Below are 17,463 nucleotides of genomic sequence, written 5' to 3' on the forward strand. Positions count from 1 at the left end.
CGGTCAGACTACGAATAGGTCTCTGTTCCGGGTTGGTCCGTGCGCTGTCCGCAGGTCGCTGTGTCAAGATGCGGACACACGGCACCGGGCCGACCGGTGCCCGGTTTTGGAGGACCAGATGTCTGTCCTGCGGAGGGCGCTGGTGCTGTCCGGCGTCCTGGTTCTGGCGGCTGCCGGCTGCGGTTCGAACTCTCTCGAGAACGGGGGCTCGTCCCCGTCGACTGCTCCGTCGAGCGCCCCCTCCAGCGCTCCGTCGAGCAGCGGACCGGACCTGAGCGGATCGCTGCCGCCGAAGATCAAGGCCGCCAAGAAGATCGTCGTCGGCGTCGACGCGACCTACCGGCCGAACGAGTTCCTGCAGGGCGGTACGAACGTGGTCGGCATGGACGTCGACCTGTTCAACGCGGTGGCGCAGAAGTTCGGCGTCACGGTCGAGTGGCAGCCGGCCACCTTCAGCACGATCATCACCGGCGTCCAGGGTGGCAAGTACGACATGGGCATCTCGTCGTTCACCATCAACGCCGAGCGCAAGAAGCAGGTCAACATGGTCAGCTACTTCAGCGCCGGCACGCTCTGGGCGGTGAAGAAGGGCAACCCGAAGGGGGTCAGCGCCGACGACCCGTGCGGCAAGACCATCGGGGTCCAGACCGGTACGACCCAGCAGCAGGACGACCTGCCGGTGCGGCTGAAGAAGTGCACGTCGGCGGGCAAGCCGGCCTTCAAGGAACTGCCGCGGGACAAGCAGGACCAGGCGACCGCGGACCTGGTGTCCGGCAAGTCGGACGCGATGCTGGCCGACTCCCCCGTCGTCCTGGACGCGATCAAGCAGACCAACGGCCAGCTCGAGCAGCTCGGCCAGATCTACGACGCGGCGCCGTACGGCTACGTGATCCCGAAGTCGGAGACCGCGTTCGCGCAGGCGATCGTCCAGGCACTGCAGGCACTGAACACCGACGGCACCTACAAGTCGATCCTGCAGAAGTGGAACAACGACTCCGGCGCCATCACCGACTTCGCCGTGAATCCGTGAGCTGAATCATGAGTACGGAAACGGAAGCCCGGCCGCAGGACGCCGCTCCGGAGCGGCCGGGTGCGATCGATGCCGTACCGGTGCGGCATCCGGGCCGCTGGGTCGCGATCGCGGTGATCGCGATCCTGGTGGCGATGCTGGTGCACCTGCTGGTGACGAACAGCGCGTTCGACTGGAAGTTCGTCTTCCAGGCGATGAACCAGCAGCCGGTGATCAACGGGTTCCTGAAGGGCACGCTGCTGGTCACCGCGCTGTCGATGGTCGTCGGTGTCGGCGGCGGTGTACTGCTGGCCGTCATGCGGCTGTCCGACAACCCGATCCTGTCGGGTGTCTCGTGGGTGTTCACCTGGTTCTTCCGGAGCATCCCGCGGTACATCCTGCTGTTCACGATGGGCACGCTCGGGATCCTGTTCCCGCAGGGCATCTCGTTCGGGTTCCCGTTCGACTGGAAGCTGATCGACTGGTTCGGGCTGTCGGGTGACTGGCGGTTCCTGAACCTGGACGCGAACCAGGTGTTCACCGGGCTGGTCGCCGGTGTGATCGGCCTCGGGCTGTCCGAGGCCGCGTACATGGCCGAGATCGCCCGGGCCGGGATCATGAGCGTGGACAAGGGCCAGGCCGAGGCCGCGCAGGCGCTCGGGATGAACAGCGGCAAGGTGATGCGCCGGGTCGTACTGCCGCAGGCGATGCGGGTGATCGTGCCGCCGACCGGCAACGAGACGATCGCGATGCTGAAGGACACCTCGCTGCTGGTCGCGGTACCGGTGATCGGCGAGCTGTTCTACCAACTGCAGTCGATCGGCAGCAACTACTACAAGACGTTCCCGATCGCGGTCGCGGCCACGCTGTACTACCTGGCCGCGACGAGCGTGCTGATGGTCGGGCAGTACTTCCTGGAGCGGCACTTCGGTCGCGGCTTCGGGACCAAGGCGCCGCGGGCCGCGCGCCCGGCCGGGGCGGGAGGTGCCTGATGCCGCTCGTACACGCGGTCAACGTGACCAAGTCCTTCCACCACAACGAGGTGCTGAAGGGCATCGACCTGGACGTCGAACGCGGCCAGGTGGTCTGTCTGCTCGGCCCGTCCGGGTCGGGCAAGACCACCTTCCTGCGCTGCATCAACCAGCTCGAGACGATCGACGGCGGCCGGATCTGGGTCGACGACGAACTGATGGGGTACGCCGACCGCGACGGCAAGCTGTACCGCCTGAAGAACAAGGAGATCGCGGCGCAGCGGCGTGAGATCGGGATGGTGTTCCAGCGGTTCAACCTGTTCCCGCACAAGACCGCGCTGGAGAACATCGTCGAGGCGCCGACGCAGGTCCGGGGCGAGTCGAAGAAGAGCGCGCGCGAGCGGGCGATGAAGCTGCTCGACCGGGTCGGCCTCGCGGACCGCTGCAACGCGTACCCGGCGCAGCTGTCCGGCGGTCAGCAGCAGCGGGTGGCGATCGCGCGGGCGCTGGCCATGCAGCCGAAGCTGATGCTGTTCGACGAGCCGACGTCCGCCCTCGACCCGGAGCTGGTCGGCGAGGTGCTCGCGGTGATGCGGGAGCTCGCGCTGGACGGGATGACGATGATCGTGGTCACCCACGAGATGGCGTTCGCCCGCGACGTCGCGGACACCGTCGTGTTCATGGACGGCGGCGTGGTCGTCGAGGCCGGCCCGCCCAAGGACGTGATCGGCAACCCGCAGCACTCGCGTACGCAGGCGTTCCTGGCCCGCCTGCGGTCGGAGCACGAACACCCGTAGCAGTTCTTTCTTCCTCGGTCGGCCCCGCTCGCCGTGCATCGAACGCGTTGAGGTTGGATGATGTACGGCGAGTGGAGTTGATACGAGGGAGACGACGTGACCAGCAGCGCAGGAGCCGCCGAGGTTCGCCTGAGCATCCCGGCGGACAGCGCGTACATCGCCGTACCCCGGTCGGTGGTGGGTAACCTCGCGGCCCGCAACGACTTCACGCTGGACGCGATCGACGATCTGCGGATCGCCGTCGACGAGGCGTGCGCGCTGCTGCTGCCGCAGTCGGCCGACGGCGTACTGGAGTGCGTGTTCCAGATCGCGCCGCCGCAGCTGACCGTACGCACGAGTGCCGTCGTACCGAACGGCTGGCGCCCGGACACCGCGTCGTTCGGCTGGACCGTGCTGACCGCGCTGGTGGAGTCGGCCGCCGCGGAGACCATCGACGGCCGGCTGACCATCACCGTGACGGCCACCGCCACCGCCACGGAGACCCTGTGACAGACGAGCACACTCAGGAATCTCCTGATCTGCGGACGCGGACGGCCGAGCTCTTTCAGCGGATGGCGGCCGCCCCGGGGGATCCGGCCGCCCGGGACGGGCTGGTGGCGCTGCACATGCCGCTGGTCGAGCACCTGGCGCGCCGGTTCCGCAACCGCGGGGAGCCGTACGACGACCTCGTCCAGGTGGCGACGATCGGGCTGATCAAGGCGATCGACCGGTTCGACTCCGAGCGCGGCGTCGAGTTCTCGACGTACGCGACGCCGACGATCCTCGGCGAGATCAAGCGGTACTTCCGGGACAAGGGCTGGGCGATCCGAGTACCGCGGCGGCTGCAGGAGCTGCGGTTGTCGCTGACCGCCGCGACCGCGGAGCTGACCCAGGAACTCGGCCGCGCGCCGACCGTGGCCGAACTGTCCGAACGCCTCGGGCTCTCACCGGACCTGGTGATCGAGGGCCTGGAGTCCGCGAACGCCTACAACACGCTGTCCCTGGACGCTCCGGATCAGAACGAGACCGACGCGACCACGGTCCTGGACGGCCTCGGCGGCGAGGACGAGGCGCTGGAGAGTGTCGAGTACCGGGAGTCGCTGAAACCGCTGCTGGCCCAGCTCGACACCCGGGAGAAGCGGATCCTCACGTTGCGGTTCTTCCGCGGCATGACCCAGTCCCAGATCGCCGAGGAGATCGGCATCTCGCAGATGCACGTCTCCCGGCTGCTGGCCCGTACGCTGACCGAACTCCGGACCGGTCTGCTGAAGGAGTAGGTGCTCAGAGCACCGGGTGATCGTTGGAGTCACCACCGGTCAGGGCCTCGGTGGAGGCCTTCTGGAAAACGCACACCAGGATCACGACGGCCAGTACGGCAAGGCCGATCGCGACCACTGCCGTACCGCCGCTCCAGAGGCTGTACGCGACCAGGAGCTGGATCAGCTGCGTGAACACCGTCGGTCCGCGACTCCACCGCGCGGCCTTCCACAGGCCACGCACAGCAACGAAGACCAGGCCCACGCCGTACACCAGGAAGAAGGCCGTGGTGGTGACTCCGAGCACCAGCCGGCCGCTGTCGATCGTCAAGGCTTGGGCAAATCCCAAAACAATGAGCACAAGCCCTTCCACAGCGACCACTGCCGCGGCTAGCTTGAGCGGTCTCGGGACTGCGGCAACTGGGGAGTCGGTCGGCACTTCGCCAGCTTAATGAGTGCTGCCGGTCCCGGAGGTCATGCGAGCCCCGGCCCCACAGGGATTTGAGGTTCTGCGTAACCAAAAGATGGTTGGAACGGTTACCTGCAGTGAACGGGTACTTGCAGACGGGCCGCTTCGTCCGATAACCGGATGGAGAGCGCCGCTGCGCGCCGGTTCGAAGTGTTAAGGAAGCGTTGTGATCGGATCGACAACTGCATAACCCTTGTTTCGATCCGCCAAGATTGGGAACATGGTCTCGTTCGTGAAAGCGTTCACAACAGACGCGGCACCAAACCCCCGTGCCTCACGAACCGACGAGTACAGCACCGCTGATCGGGCACAGACCTACCCGTCAGCATACGTCAACTACTGAGAGAGATGGGATCCGCCATGGATTGGCGCCACCGGGCCGTATGCCTCGACGAGGACCCGGAACTGTTCTTCCCCATCGGCAACACCGGGCCCGCGATCATGCAGATCGAGGAGGCCAAGCAGGTGTGCCGACGCTGCGACGTGCGTGAGCAGTGCCTCGCGTGGGCGCTGGAAGCCGGCCAGGACCACGGTGTCTGGGGCGGCCTGAGCGAGGACGAGCGTCGCGCGCTGAAGCGCCGCAACGCCCGCCAACGCATCCGCACCGCCTGAGCAAGTCCTCCTTCGAGGCCCCGCGGAAAGTCCCGCGGGGCCTTTGTGTTTCCCGCTCGGCACGGCCTTCAGCGACGGGTCAGCCCGCATTCAGGCCCTGATGACATGCTCCGCTCGTCCAGTACCGAGAGCGAGGGACAGGCTCAGTGTCGTACCAAGGCCAGCTGCCGCAAGATCCGATGCATTACCCCGGCTACGGGGCTCCCTACCCGGCCCCATTCGGTCATGACCCCTATGGGCGTCCGTACTCCGACAAGTCCCGGAACGTCGCGGGTGTCCTGCAGCTCTTCTTCGGGGTCTGGGGCGTCGGCCGCTTCTACACCGGCCATATCGGAATCGCGATCGGTCAGCTGCTGACCTTCGGCGGCCTCGGCATTTGGTCGTTGATCGACGGGCTGGTACTTCTCCTCAAGGACACGAACACTGACTCGAAGGGGCGACCGTTGCGCCTGACAGTCAGCAGCACTCCCCAGGTGATCGCGCCGGTGCTGCCTAATCCTTCACAGGAATATCGAGGGTGACCTGAGTACCTGATTTGCCGTCGTGGCGGGGGCCGAACTGCAGGGTTCCGTCCAGTTCGCCGATCACGAGGGTGCGGACGATGGACAGGCCGAGGTTGCCGGACAGTTCGGAGTCGAAGTTGTCCGGCAGGCCCAGGCCGTCGTCGACGACGTCGATGTGCAGCCGGCCGACCGAACGCTCCGCGGTCAGCTCGATCGAACCGCCGGCCGTGCCGGAGTCCCGGCCGCCGAACGCGTGCTCGACGGAGTTCTGCATCAGCTCGGTCAGCACCATCGCCAGCGGCGTCGCGATCTCCGAGTCCAGTACGCCGAACGAACCCTTCCGGCGCGTCTCCACCGTGGTCGCGACCGTCGACACGTCCGCGACCATCGCGCCGACCCGGTCCGCGACGTCGTCGAAGTCCACGTGCTCGTCGAACGACTCCGACAGCGTCTCGTGCACGATCGCGATCGACCCGACCCGGCGGACCGCCTCGGCCAGCGCGTCCTGCCCTTCGGGAACGGTGATCCGCCGGGCCTGCATCCGCAGTAACGCGGCGACCGTCTGCAAGTTGTTCTTGACGCGATGATGAATCTCCCGGATGGTCGCCTCCTTGGTGACCAGCTCCCGTTCCCGGCTGCGCAGCTCCGTCACGTCCCGGAGCAGGATCAGCGCCCCGACGTGCTGGCCGTCCGACCGCAGCGGGATCGCCCGCAGGAACAGGGTCGCGTCGGAGTTCTCGATCTCGATCTCCTTGGCGGCCCGCCCGGTCACCACCGACGCGAGCACGTCGTCGACCTTGTGCCCGGACTGCAGCAGGTCCGCGGTGACGTCCTTCAGCCGGGAGCCGACCAGGTCGGTCACCAGCCCCATCCGCCGGTACGCGGACAACGCGTTCGGGCTCGCGAACGTCACCATTCCGTGCCGATCGACCCGGATACAGCCGTCGCCGACGCGGGGGGTGGTGGACAGCAGCCGTTCGCCGCCGTACGGGAAGATGCCGTCGGTGATCATCCGGGCCAGGTCGGTCGCACTCTGCAGGTACGCGATCTCCAGCCGGGACGGGGTCCGGACGCCGAGCAGGTTGGTGTTCCGCGCGATCACCGCGATCACCCGGGAGCCGCGCCGGACCGGGATGGTCTCGACCCGGACCGGTACGTCGTCGCGCCACTCCGGGTCGCCCTCGCGGCAGATCCGGCCGCCGTCGTAGGCCTGGTCCAGCAGGTGCCGGCGGCCGCGCGGGATGAAGCTGCCGACGATGTCGTCGAGGTAGGCGGTCGGTCCGGTGGTCGGGCGCATCTGCGCACCGGCCCAGAACCCGAGCCCTTCGGTGTCCGGCAGCCAGAGCACCAGGTCGGCGAACGACAGGTCGGCGAGCATCTGCCAGTCCGAGACGAGCAGCTGCAGACGGTCCAGGTCGGCCTGGTCGAGCGTGGTGTGGTTGCGCGCCACATCGGTCAAAGACGGCACGGTCCGATGCTACCGAGGTCTTATACCAGCGCCTGCGGTGGTTCGCTCGACAAGTGGTGGGGTGTGGGTGTTGATTGATCAGCGACTAGTGAAAGGATGCTCGGGTGGAGTCGACGTACTGGCAGGACGTGATGGCCGCGGACTACGCGGTACCCCACGACCGTACGCTGACCGAGCTCACCGAGGAGCTCGTCCGCGGTCTGGCCAGCACCAACCCACAGGTCCGCGACGCCCTCGCGTACCCGACGCTCGCCACCTGGCTCGAGCGCGGGGTGTACGACGACCTGCTGCCCGGTTTCGGTGACGGCCTCTGCGCCGGCCTGAACTACGGACTCGGCGAGGACGGAACCGACACCGTCTTCCGCCGCTCGTTCACCGCGCTGACCCTGGCGGAGGTGATCCACCGCGACAACGCCGAGTTCCTCGTACACGACGAGGTGGTGATGCGCTGGGGTGACCGGCTGGCGACCTGGCTGCTGCGCGAACGCGACCTGCGCGGGTACGTCCAGGACTGCGGCTGGGCGCACGCGGTCGCGCACGGCGCCGACGCGATCGGTGCGCTGGCACGGTCCCGGCACTGCGACACCGGCGTCCTGCGGGCGCTGCTCGACGTACTGGCGGACCGGATCGTGAAGGACACGCCGTACCGCTGGGTGCACGAGGAACACGACCGGGTCGCGCACGCGGTGATGACGGTCCTGCACCGGAACATGCTGACCAGCGACGAGCTCGAGCGCTGGCTGAAGCCGATCGCCGCGACCGCCGGCCAGCAGCCCTTGATGCACGAGACGCTGCCGGAGTGGCCGTCGCCGAACGTGTTCAACGCCCGTGGCGTGCTGCACGTCCTGCTCAGCCAGCTCGCGATCGGCGTGAAGGGTTTCCCGATCCCCGGCGACGACGAACTCTTCGGCCGCCCGATCGAGGCCCGCGCCGACCTCCTGCTGATGCTCACCGAGGCAGTCCAGTCCTCCCAGCCGTACATCTACCGCCCCGCGACGACTTCCTAGGGCTTGAGGGCGACGCGCGCGACCACGGCCCGGTGGTCGGTGCCGTGGATCGAGTACGTCGCGAAGGTCTCGGGTTCGAGCTGTCTCGTCGCCACCACGTGGTCGATCTGCGTCCGCAGTACGCCGGGTTGATCCGCCGGCCAGGTGCCCTCCAGCCCGCTACCGATCGACGGCCCGACACTGCGGCAGTAGCCGTTCAGCGCGTTGCGGAAGTCCGCGTGGTCGACGGTCGCGTTGAAGTCGCCCGCGATCACCGTCGGCGCATCCTGCGAGCACCACTGCCTGACCTTCAGCAGGTCGTGCTTCCAGGTCGGCACGGCGCCCGCGAGCGGCGGGTAGCCGTGGTACGCGATCAGCTGCACCGCGCCGAGGTTCCCGGCGGTCACGACGATGTTCCCGAAGGTCGTCCCGGGCTCGGACGCGAACGTCACGTCGCCGAGCGACGCCGACACCAGTACGCTTGTCGCGCTCGGCGCCGCGGGGATCGGCTGGGCCGTGAATCCCTTGTACCGCAGGTCCTGCAGCTGCACGCTGATCTGCTCGCGGACGTCGGCCTGTGCCTCGGGCAACGAAACCAGGTCCGGCTGCTGCGCGCGGATCACCGCCGCGACGTCCGCGGCCCGGGCGCCGCCACCGAGGACATTCGCGACCATGATCGTCAGCACCCTGGCCCCCTCCGGCGCCTGCCGCGCGCGGGAGAACTCCCGCGGCACCGTCAGCGCCGTGCCGACGAGCGCCAGTACGGCGACCAGCGCGGAGGCGATCCGCCAGCCGCGCCGTACCAGCATCAGCAGGGCCAGCACGAGTACGACGACCAGGCACTGGGGGCGGAACGCGGCCAGCTGGGTGAACGGCGTCAGCTCGTCCAGGCCGAACAGCTCCGGAAAGAGCGGCACGGCAACGATGAGCAGGAACAGCACGGACAGCACGACGCGCCGTACGAACCATGCCTTTTCGTTATCCATGCACCAACCTGATGGTCTAGTCGCTTGTCCGGACGAACGGTAGCGTGCTCGGTTGCGCCTGCTGTGTCCCGAGGAGGTTTGCAGTGTCCCGATTGTCCGCGGTCAAACCCGCGTACTGGATCTCCGGAGTGCTCCTGTTGGTGGCGATCGTGGTGCCCTTGCTGGTGCCGACGTACGCCAAGAAGGACCCGCACCTGTGGGGATTCCCCTTCTTCTACTGGTACCAGCTGCTCTGGGTGTTCCTGTCCGCGATCCTGGTCAGCATCAGCTACCGCCTGGTCCGAGCCGAGGAGCGTAAACGGCGCGCGGCCCAGGGACTCGGTGACCCCGAGAAGGAGGGCGACCAGTGAACACCAAGGTCGACTGGGTGCAGTTGATCATCGTCGTCGTGATCTTCGCGGCCGTCACCGTGATGGGCTTCATGGCGGCCCGCTGGCGCAGCGCCGGCCACCTCGACAGCCTCGACGAGTGGGGGCTGGGCGGCCGCGGGTTCGGTACGTTCATCACCTGGTTCCTGCTCGGCGGTGACCTGTACACGGCGTACACCTTCATCGCCGTCCCGGCCGCGATGTACGCGACCGGTGCGATCAGCGGCTTCTTCGCGGTGCCGTACACGATCGTCGCCTACCCGATCGTGTTCATCTTCATGGCCCGGTTGTGGTCGGTCTCGCACCGGCACGGGTACGTGACGCCGGCCGACTTCGTGCAGGGTCGCTACGGCAGCAAGCTGCTCTCGCTGGCGGTGGCGGTGACGGGCATCCTGGCCCTGATGCCGTACATCGCGCTGCAGCTGGTCGGTATGCAGGCGGTCTTCGAGACGATGGGCCTCGGCGGCAACAACACCCTGGCCAAGGACCTCCCGCTGCTGATCGCGTTCGCCGTACTGGCCGCGTACACGTACTCGTCGGGTCTGCGGGCGCCGGCGATGATCGCGTTCGTCAAGGACTTCCTGATCTACGTCGTGATCCTGGTCGCGATCTTCTACCTGCCGCACGTGCTCGGCGGCTGGGACGGGATCTTCCACGCGGCCCAGGAGAAGATGGCCAAGCCGAACCCGGTGACCGGCAAACCGACCGGGTCGTTCATCCCGGGCGACGCGGGCTACGTGTCGTACTGGACGCTGGGTCTGGGTTCCGCGATGGCGCTGTTCATGTACCCGCACTCGGTGACGGCCGTACTGTCGACGAAGACGCGGAACGTCGTACGGCGCAACGCCGCGATCCTCCCGGCGTACTCGTTGCTGCTCGGGCTGCTCGCCCTGCTCGGCTTCATGGCGATCAAGGCGAACGTCAACGTCAAGGGCCTGGACGGGCTGGCGAACCCGCAGCTGGCGATCCCGCGGCTGTTCGACCAGGAGTTCCCGTCCTGGTTCGCGGGGATCGCGTTCGCGGCGATCGCGGTCGGTGCGCTGGTACCGGCGGCGATCATGTCGATCGCGGCGGCCAACCTGTTCACGCGCAACATCTACCGGGCCTTCATCAAGCCGGAGGCGACCCCGGCGCAGGAAGCCAAGGTCTCCAAGCTCGCGTCCCTGCTGGTGAAGGTCGGCGCGCTGGTGTTCGTGCTCGCGATGGACAAGACGATCGCGCTGAACCTGCAGTTGCTCGGCGGGATCTGGATCCTGCAGACGTTCCCGGCGATCGTGGTCGGCCTGTACACCCGCTGGTTCCACAAGTGGGCGCTGCTGGCCGGCTGGGCGGTGGCGATGGTGTTCGGCACGATCTCGGCGTACAACGTGGTGAACCCGGCGACCAAGAAGCACTTCGGTGGTTCGCTGGCGAAGATCCCGTTCACCGACACGCAGGCGTACATCGCGCTGACCGCGTTCGTGCTGAACGTGATCGTGGTCGTTGTGCTGACGCTGTTGCTCCGGGCCCTGAAGGTCGCGGACGGGCAGGACACCACCCACCCCTCGGACTACACCGCGGACCGCGGCGACCCCGGTGTCGCGGACGTGATCGAGGACGGCGGAGCGGCTGCGGTCAAGCCCTGAGGTCGTTGACGGCGGCCCGGTGTTTCCGGGCCGCCGTCACCTATTGCGGTTAAGTCGACACGCTGCGGGGTCAGCTTGCCCGGTTTCGGGCCTTTGATTCGGCAGAATCTCACCCGTGCTGCTGGTCCTCCTCGTCATGGTGCTCGCCGCCGGCGCGGCCCTGGCGACCGGCGGACGGTTCGGCAATCTGGCCGGCAACACCGTGACCGGCGTCCACTGGCTGGCGGCGGCCGCGATCGGCCAACTGCTCGGCTCCCTCTTCGGCGGTACGGCGTACCCGGTCGGGCTGATCGGGTCCGCGGTCTGCATCGCGGTCTTCCTGCGGATGAACCTGCAACACCCAGGCGTCGGCCTGCTGGCACTCGGGTTCTTCAGCAACGCGCTCGTCGTCGCACTGAACGGCGCGATGCCGGTGTCGTTGCGCGCCTTGCAGCGCGCGGGGGTCGGCGACGCCTCGATCACCGATGCGCGCCACGAACTCTCCCACGCGACGACCCACCTCCCCTGGCTCGGCGACGTCGTACCCGTCGCCCTGCCAGGGCTGGGACAGGCGATCAGCCCGGGCGACGTACTGATCGCCGCCGGCGCCGGACTGCTGCTGTACGCCGGGATGGGCGCCAACGGCCGCGTACCTGCAACCACGGCACCGATCTGGGCCGAACTCGAGCCCTGCGCCGGCACCCCTGCCGTGCTGCACCTGTCCGAGAAGGCCAGCCGCGAACTCTCAGAACCTGAAGCCCCGGCCGACGACCCGCCGAAGTGACTCCACGACGACCGGGTCGTACTCCGCGCCGATGCCCAGCCCGATCGACTCCATCGCCTTGTCCGGCGACTGCCCCGACCCTTCACCGACCAGCTGCTCGTACGCCAGCGAGACGTTGACGATCCCGCTCTCCACCGGGATCGACGCGTCGTTGGCCCGGCCGTGCCGGTACGGATCGTTGGAGTGCCGGACGATCTCGGCGACATGATCCAGCACCCCCGACCGCTCGATCACCGCCGCCCCGATCTCCGCCGCCCGCTGCCGCTCCGCCCGCGTCCGCAACAACGAGGCCCCACCCGGACTCGGATCCGCCAACGCCAACTGCCCCACCCCGGACAGCAACGCCGCATACTCCAACGCCTCCATCCGCGAAGGCGTCAACCCCAGGTCGTTGCCGATAGCCACCGCCAGCGCAGCCGTCCGCGCGTTCTGCCCCGGACTACTGAACCCGGCGATCTCCGTACTCCGAGCCATCGACCGAACCGTCGTCCGATAAGTCCGCTGCGCCGAAGCAAACCGCCGAAACGCAAACTGCGTCAGGAACAGCGGCACCACCACCAGGGGCGGGCCCCACAACCCGAGCAACGACGTACCGATCGCCAGGAGCATTCCGCTGATCCCCATCGCCATCCCGATCCGCGCGGCGACTGTTGCCTCGTCCCGCAACGCGGCCGGGAACGGCTGGTTGAACTGCTCTGTCGCCTGTCCGGCGCCGACGAGCGCATCCATCACCACAGCCGCGAGGACCGACAGCAGCATCGCACCGGTCAGCGCGATGGCCGCCACCCACGACCCGTCCCAGTACAGGTCCCCAGGTACGACTGCGGCGAAGATCGCGGCGGCCGCCGCCACCGACAGCAGCCGCCGGGCCGACACGACCATGTCCCAACGGAGACCGGCGATCATCCGCGGTACGACCCCTGCGAGCGTTGCGAGCCCGACCACCGCGATGACCTGCGCGACGTCCGGCGAGATCGCCACCTCCGGCGGCCGGAGCAACACATAGCCCAGGGCACCACTGGTGGCGATCGGCGCCCGGTTACGACTCCGGTCGACCCGGAACTGGATCATCTCGCCGACGGCGACCAGCAGCCCGAAGGTCAGGGCGTACGGCCACTCGGTGACGCCACGGCGTGCCGTCAAGGCCAACGCGATCACACCGACCACGGCACCCGCCACCAGGACGACGACTCCGCTCCCCAGCCGATGCCCCGCCGTATTTTCGTCCACGCCGAGCCCCCTATGCATCCGGTCCGGCCGCTGAACCCGACGCACCACCACCGCTACCCAGGCTGAGGTCGTCATGGTCGATCGCGCCCCGGACGCTCTCGTCCGGAGCTGGCTGCTCGGTCATCGGCACGTTCCAGCCATGCTTGCGAATGACTTCGACGAAAGCATCCACGAGCTGCGGATCGAAGTGTGTGTGCCGGTCCTGCAGCAAGATCTCCAGGGTCTCGTCGACCCCACGAGCCGGCCGGTACGACCGGGTGGACGTCAGCGAGTCGAAGGCGTCGACGATGCCGATAATGCGCGCGAAGTACGGGATGTTGTCGCCGCTCAGGCCGGCTGGGTAGCCAGTCCCGTCGTACTTCTCGTGGTGGTGGAGGATCGCGGACTTGACTTCTTCAAGGAACGGGATGTTGCCGATCAGTTCGACACCGCGCGCCGGATGCAACCGGATCGCGTCCATCTCGAAGTCCTCGAGACGGCCGGGCTTCTGGATGATGCTCGTAGGCACGCCGACCTTGCCGACATCGTGCAGCAGCCCGGCGTGTTCGAGTGCCTGCTGACGGTCGTCGTTCAGCCGCAGTTGCCGACCGAGCATGCCGACACCGGCACTGACCCGCTCGGAGTGTCCCCTGGTGTAGAGGTCCTTGGTTTCGATCACCTCGATGAACGCCCGCATTGTCGCGGCCTGCGCTTCTCGCTCCGCCTCGTAGAGGCTGAGCGTCCACCGCGCGACCAGTAGCGGTACCACTACCAGGAAGACGGCGAAGATACCCAGTCCACCGATCCAGACCACTGCGAGCAGAACGCCGAGCAGTCCGTATCCCATCATCGGGAGCACGGTCGGTGCCGCGACCCGGCGGAGGAAGTCGAGAGGTGAGGTCGTACCGCGATCGAGCCAGAGCACCATGCACATCAGGAGGGCACTCACCGCGAGCCAGGTGACAATCGCCGCCGTGGCCGCAACCAGGGCACGACCAGGTGCGTCCAAGACGGCAGCTCCGCGAACACCACCCGCACGGAGAAAGACCAGACCGGCGGCAGAGGCGCACAGGACGGCCATCGCCCCGTTGAACACCCGTCGCATCAGGGGAAGGCGACGGTCTTGGGTCAGGGGCAGCAATACCGATACCACGACAGCGGCAGCCGGGCCTGACAAGAGGAAAAGCGCGATACCGACAACGTAATCGAGTGAGGCGCGCACCGGTCCGACCTTGGATCGGAGCAGTACACCCGCCAGCAGCAAGAGGCCAAGCGCAATCGTGGCGGCGTCAGGCCTCGTATGGAACAGCGCAATGGAGAGTGCCATCACCGCTATACCGGCGCAGAACGCCACCGTCAGGCGGAGCGGCCAGCGGCTGTTCACCCGTGAACTCTAACCGTCACCACTCCCAGGCGTCACTACCAAGCACGTCAGGTCACCTCCGATCAGCGGTCGCAGTCTTACGCCCCACAGAGCAGGGGGCGTAGGGGGGCAAGACAGCACATCGCCGACTCTTCATGATTTTGCTTCATCAGGCGCGCCGCGAAACACTGTAAGCCCAACCGTGACCCGCCGGACGACGTGAACACCTCGGGCATGGTATGAGAGACTGTGACTCTTTGCAGTTGTTTCAAGGAGGCTTAGGAATGGGAAAGACCGGCCGGAAGCGCCGTGCACGCAAGAAGAAGGGCGCAAACCACGGCAAGCGCCCGAACGCCTGACCCAGGCGGCTACAGACAGCGAGGACCTCGGAGAAATCCGGGGTCTTTGCGATTTGGTCACAGCTTTACAGCAGACCAGCTAAACAGAGGTTCTGTATTCGGAGAGTCCGCAGTTGCACACTGAATGCGATCCTTCAACGATCGTTCGACATTCGCGAAACCTCCGGCTGGGACCTGTGGACAACGGCCAGCACCCAGAGACGGATCCACCTAGAGTTAGCCCCGGCATGTTTCCGGTACTGACCGATATGGATCCGAGGAGGGTGGGGAGTGAGCGAGCCGGCCACGACGACCTTCAGCGAGCTGCTCCGCACCTTCCGTACCCGGGTCGGTCTCACGCAAGCCGCCCTCGCCGAGCAGGCAGGCCTCAGTGATCAGGCCATCAGCGTCCTCGAGCGCGGGACCCGCAGCCGCCCACGGATGGACACCGTCCGCTCACTCACCACTGCCCTCGACCTGTCACCCGCTGAAGCCGATCTGTTCCTCACTGTTGCCCGCGGCAAGAGCAGTCGGTCGGCGCCGAACCGGACTGCCGGACCGGCCGATGCATCCGACGCGTCTGCGGCGCCGTGGCAACTACCGCCGGCAGCGCGAGACTTCACCGGTCGGGCCGCGCAGCTCGATGCCATCCTGTCCGTGCTGCGCAACCCGCGCGGGATCGGGCCGGTCGGTCTGGTGGCGATCACCGGCATGGGCGGTATCGGCAAGACAACGCTTGCGGTGCAGGCAGCACACTTGCTGACGGACAGTTATCCGGACGGCCACCTGTATCTCAACCTCCGCGGTTACGGCCCCGGTGAGCCGATGTCCGTCGCAGACGCCCAGCGTCATCTGCTCCGCTCACTCGGCCACGACATTCGGCTCCTGCCGGAGGATGTCGAAGAGGCTGCTGCACTGTTGCGCTCCAAGCTGGCCAAACGGCGCATCCTGGTGCTGCTCGACAATGCCGCGCACACGTCGTACGTTCCTCCGCTGCTGCCGGGCAGCTCGGGATCGGCTGCGATCATCACCAGCCGTGGCTCGTTGGTGAACCTGGCGGGCGCTCGCCAGATCCACCTCGATGTCCTGTCCGACGCAGAGTCGATCGACCTGCTCAGTGGTTTGATCGGGGAGTCCCGGGTGGCCGCCGAGCCCGAGGCAGCCAAGGCCCTCGCGATGTACTCCGGTCGCTTGCCATTGGCGGTCCGGCTGATCGGCGGCCGGCTGGCGACGCGGCCAACCTGGCCGATCCACCATCTCGTCGACATCCTCCAGGACGAGGAGCGCCGCCTCGACAGTCTCGGCACCGACGAGACCAGTGTCCGCGCCAGCATCGCAAGCTCGGTCCGGTTCCTCGAGTCCAGTGACCGCGAGCTCGACCGGCAGGCCGCGCGGAGCCTGCCGATGCTGAGCGTTCCGGATGGCGCCGACCTGTTGACCGTTGTCGCCTCCAGGCTTTTGGATCTTCCGGTGCGGCGTACCCGGTTGCTCCTCGAGCGCCTCGTCGACCTGAGCCTGCTCGAATCCGTCGCGCCCGAGCGGTATCGCTTCCACGACCTGATCCGTGCGTACGCTCGCGAGCTCGCAGAGCAACAGCTCGACTCCACGGAGCAGACCAGCAGCCTGGCCCGCGTCCTCAACCTCTACATCGCGGTCGGCTGGGCGTGCCAGGCCCTGACACATCCGGCGAGTCCCCGGTTGCCGCTCGCAACGGTTCGGGACAGCGACGTTCCCGTGTTCCGGGATCGTCAGGCGGCTCAGCACTGGCTGGACGAGGAACAACGCAACCTCATGGACCGGTTCCGGCAGGCGAAGCGCAGTCCCCTGGCCGGTACGGCGGCCTTTCCCGAACTGGCGTTGGCACTCTTCGGGTACCACGAGTCCCGGCGGCGCTGGCCCGAGATGGTCGAGATCGGCGAGGGTGCCGTCGAGACTGCGCTGGCACACCGGCTGCCGGTTGCCGCGGCGTGGCTGCAGCACGATGCCGCCATCCCGGAGGCGGAGAACGGTGACGCAGCCACCGCCGTCGACTGGATCATCACGGCCCTGAAGATGTTCCGCGAGCTCGGCGACCGTTCCGGCCAGGCCCGTTGTTGCTCGTCGCTCGCCTACCTGCTGGGGGTCGTCGACCGGGTCGACGAGGCGCTGGAGTACGGCGAGGAGGCCCTCGCACTGAGCCGATCGCTCGAGAACCAGACACTCGAGGGTGTGTCGCTGACTGCCGTCGGCGGCCTCTACGACCGCAGAGGCGACTTCGAGCGTGCAGATCAGGCGTTCGCGGCCGGCATCGCTCTGGCCTTGCGGTCGGACGACCCGCGGTCGACGTTCAAACGCTACATCAACGCGGCGCTGTCGCACCTGCGAGTCGGTCGTCACCAGGACGCCCTCGATATGGCGACGAAAGGGCTGACCACCGCCGGGCAACTCGGGGACGGGCTCGCGCAGGCTGAGTCCCACCATCTCATTGCGCTCACGCTCGCCGCGGAGGGCAAATACGACGACGCGCGAGCTGCGATCGTCACCGGCATGCTTTTCGCCGCCCGGTCCCGCGACATTATCCGGGAAGGTCGTCTCTACCTCGACCTGGCCAGAATCGACGCTGCGCGGGGCGATCGTTCGCAGGCACTCGACGACCTGCGCAACGCGATCACCAAACTCCACGGGGCATCAGCAATCCACGAAGCCGACGCCCTCGAGCTCCTAACCCAGCTGAGGCGGGGAAAAACCTACACCTTCGCCCTCAGGGTGCATTTCCTCTGAC

Annotated in this window: 18 protein-coding genes; 13 read left to right on the top strand and 5 right to left on the bottom strand. The window is 67.3% G+C overall.

All coding sequences use genetic code 11. The features are described 5' to 3' along the window. Positions 1-118: 118 nt before the first annotated feature. From ACFYRU_RS00735 to ACFYRU_RS00755, 5 genes are all read left to right on the top strand, one after another. Positions 119-1,030: an ABC transporter substrate-binding protein gene (locus tag ACFYRU_RS00735; protein WP_387651395.1), complete on the top strand. Its 912-nt coding sequence runs from the start codon at positions 119-121 to the stop codon at positions 1,028-1,030. Positions 1,031-1,038: 8 nt separating this feature from the next. Next, entirely contained in the window at positions 1,039-2,001 is a 963-nt protein-coding gene (locus ACFYRU_RS00740) for an amino acid ABC transporter permease (protein ID WP_387651398.1), read from the top strand. Beyond that, positions 2,001-2,777 (top strand): amino acid ABC transporter ATP-binding protein, encoded by a 777-nt coding sequence (locus tag ACFYRU_RS00745; protein WP_387651401.1) that lies wholly within the window; start codon positions 2,001-2,003, stop codon positions 2,775-2,777. Before ACFYRU_RS00740 ends, ACFYRU_RS00745 begins: the two co-directional genes overlap by 1 nt. Before the next feature lie 96 nt (positions 2,778-2,873). Beyond that, positions 2,874-3,266, top strand: a complete 393-nt coding sequence (locus tag ACFYRU_RS00750; protein WP_387651404.1) for an anti-sigma regulatory factor — start codon at positions 2,874-2,876, stop codon at positions 3,264-3,266. Further along, positions 3,263-4,033: an RNA polymerase sigma factor SigF gene (locus ACFYRU_RS00755; RefSeq protein ID WP_387651406.1), complete on the top strand. Its 771-nt coding sequence runs from the start codon at positions 3,263-3,265 to the stop codon at positions 4,031-4,033. Before ACFYRU_RS00750 ends, ACFYRU_RS00755 begins: the two co-directional genes overlap by 4 nt. 4 nt (positions 4,034-4,037) lie before the next feature. Here ACFYRU_RS00755 and ACFYRU_RS00760 read toward each other — a convergent pair whose 3' ends face one another. Then, positions 4,038-4,343, bottom strand: coding sequence for a hypothetical protein (locus tag ACFYRU_RS00760; protein WP_387651408.1), 306 nt, complete (start codon positions 4,341-4,343; stop codon positions 4,038-4,040). A gap of 498 nt (positions 4,344-4,841) precedes the next feature. Here ACFYRU_RS00760 and ACFYRU_RS00765 point away from each other — a divergent pair, with 498 nt between their 5' ends. Both ACFYRU_RS00765 and ACFYRU_RS00770 read left to right on the top strand, forming a co-directional pair. Continuing rightward, positions 4,842-5,093: a WhiB family transcriptional regulator gene (locus ACFYRU_RS00765; RefSeq protein ID WP_130383822.1), complete on the top strand. Its 252-nt coding sequence runs from the start codon at positions 4,842-4,844 to the stop codon at positions 5,091-5,093. 146 nt (positions 5,094-5,239) lie between these two features. Further along, on the top strand, positions 5,240-5,614 hold the full coding sequence (locus tag ACFYRU_RS00770; RefSeq protein WP_387651410.1) for a TM2 domain-containing protein: 375 nt from the start codon (positions 5,240-5,242) through the stop codon (positions 5,612-5,614). On the opposite strand, the gene ACFYRU_RS00775 is transcribed toward ACFYRU_RS00770, so the two are convergent. After that, positions 5,586-7,064 carry a sensor histidine kinase gene (locus ACFYRU_RS00775; protein WP_387651412.1) on the bottom strand — a complete coding sequence of 493 codons (1,479 nt, stop codon included), beginning with the start codon at positions 7,062-7,064 and terminating at the stop codon, positions 5,586-5,588. The two genes, ACFYRU_RS00770 and ACFYRU_RS00775, sit on opposite strands and share 29 nt — an antisense overlap. A 104-nt stretch (positions 7,065-7,168) precedes the next feature. Between ACFYRU_RS00775 and ACFYRU_RS00780 the strand changes: the two genes are divergently transcribed. Continuing rightward, the gene (locus ACFYRU_RS00780) at positions 7,169-8,071 is read left to right on the top strand and encodes a DUF2785 domain-containing protein (protein ID WP_387651414.1); all 903 of its coding nucleotides are present in this window, start codon (positions 7,169-7,171) and stop codon (positions 8,069-8,071) included. Here ACFYRU_RS00780 and ACFYRU_RS00785 read toward each other — a convergent pair. Continuing rightward, positions 8,068-9,036, bottom strand: coding sequence for an endonuclease/exonuclease/phosphatase family protein (locus tag ACFYRU_RS00785; RefSeq protein WP_387651417.1), 969 nt, complete (start codon positions 9,034-9,036; stop codon positions 8,068-8,070). The genes ACFYRU_RS00780 and ACFYRU_RS00785 overlap by 4 nt on opposite strands. Positions 9,037-9,119: 83 nt before the next feature. Between ACFYRU_RS00785 and ACFYRU_RS00790 the strand changes: the two genes are divergently transcribed. The 3 genes from ACFYRU_RS00790 (at position 9,120) to ACFYRU_RS00800 (ending at position 11,792) form a co-directional block, all read left to right on the top strand. Then, entirely contained in the window at positions 9,120-9,386 is a 267-nt protein-coding gene (locus ACFYRU_RS00790; protein WP_387651420.1) for a DUF3311 domain-containing protein, read from the top strand. A gap of 62 nt (positions 9,387-9,448) precedes the next feature. Next, positions 9,449-11,029 carry a monocarboxylate uptake permease MctP gene (gene mctP, locus ACFYRU_RS00795; protein WP_387657968.1) on the top strand — a complete coding sequence of 527 codons (1,581 nt, stop codon included), beginning with the start codon at positions 9,449-9,451 and terminating at the stop codon, positions 11,027-11,029. 115 nt (positions 11,030-11,144) lie between these two features. Next, on the top strand, positions 11,145-11,792 hold the full coding sequence (locus tag ACFYRU_RS00800) for a DUF5317 domain-containing protein (RefSeq protein ID WP_387651422.1): 648 nt from the start codon (positions 11,145-11,147) through the stop codon (positions 11,790-11,792). Here ACFYRU_RS00800 and ACFYRU_RS00805 read toward each other — a convergent pair. Continuing rightward, complete coding sequence (locus ACFYRU_RS00805; RefSeq protein WP_387651424.1) at positions 11,754-13,022, bottom strand: HD-GYP domain-containing protein; 1,269 nt, start codon at positions 13,020-13,022, stop codon at positions 11,754-11,756. The genes ACFYRU_RS00800 and ACFYRU_RS00805 overlap by 39 nt on opposite strands. A gap of 10 nt (positions 13,023-13,032) precedes the next feature. Further along, positions 13,033-14,355, bottom strand: coding sequence for an HD-GYP domain-containing protein (locus tag ACFYRU_RS00810; protein WP_387651426.1), 1,323 nt, complete (start codon positions 14,353-14,355; stop codon positions 13,033-13,035). Positions 14,356-14,648: 293 nt separating this feature from the next. Here ACFYRU_RS00810 and ACFYRU_RS00815 point away from each other — a divergent pair, with 293 nt between their 5' ends. Together ACFYRU_RS00815 and ACFYRU_RS00820 are read left to right on the top strand one after the other, a co-directional pair. Beyond that, entirely contained in the window at positions 14,649-14,723 is a 75-nt protein-coding gene (locus ACFYRU_RS00815) for a 50S ribosomal protein bL37 (RefSeq protein ID WP_369759046.1), read from the top strand. A 270-nt stretch (positions 14,724-14,993) separates the two neighbouring features. Beyond that, complete coding sequence (locus tag ACFYRU_RS00820) at positions 14,994-17,462, top strand: NB-ARC domain-containing protein (RefSeq protein ID WP_387651429.1); 2,469 nt, start codon at positions 14,994-14,996, stop codon at positions 17,460-17,462. The last annotated feature ends 1 nt before the right edge of the window (position 17,463 follow it).

This window comes from Kribbella sp. NPDC004536 (assembly GCF_042873835.1).
Taxonomy (GTDB): domain Bacteria; phylum Actinomycetota; class Actinomycetes; order Propionibacteriales; family Kribbellaceae; genus Kribbella.

What these genes read in the sequence shown, in the direction of transcription:
- ACFYRU_RS00745 (WP_387651401.1), top strand. Translation starts at nt 2,001, where the DNA reads ATGCCGCTCGTACACGCGGTCAACGTGACCAAGTCCTTCCACCACAAC.
- ACFYRU_RS00785 (WP_387651417.1), bottom strand. Translation starts at nt 9,036, where the DNA reads ATGGATAACGAAAAGGCATGGTTCGTACGGCGCGTCGTGCTGTCCGTG.
- mctP (WP_387657968.1), top strand. Translation starts at nt 9,449, where the DNA reads ATGGGCTTCATGGCGGCCCGCTGGCGCAGCGCCGGCCACCTCGACAGC.
- ACFYRU_RS00735 (WP_387651395.1), top strand. Translation starts at nt 119, where the DNA reads ATGTCTGTCCTGCGGAGGGCGCTGGTGCTGTCCGGCGTCCTGGTTCTG.
- ACFYRU_RS00765 (WP_130383822.1), top strand. Translation starts at nt 4,842, where the DNA reads ATGGATTGGCGCCACCGGGCCGTATGCCTCGACGAGGACCCGGAACTG.
- ACFYRU_RS00740 (WP_387651398.1), top strand. Translation starts at nt 1,039, where the DNA reads ATGAGTACGGAAACGGAAGCCCGGCCGCAGGACGCCGCTCCGGAGCGG.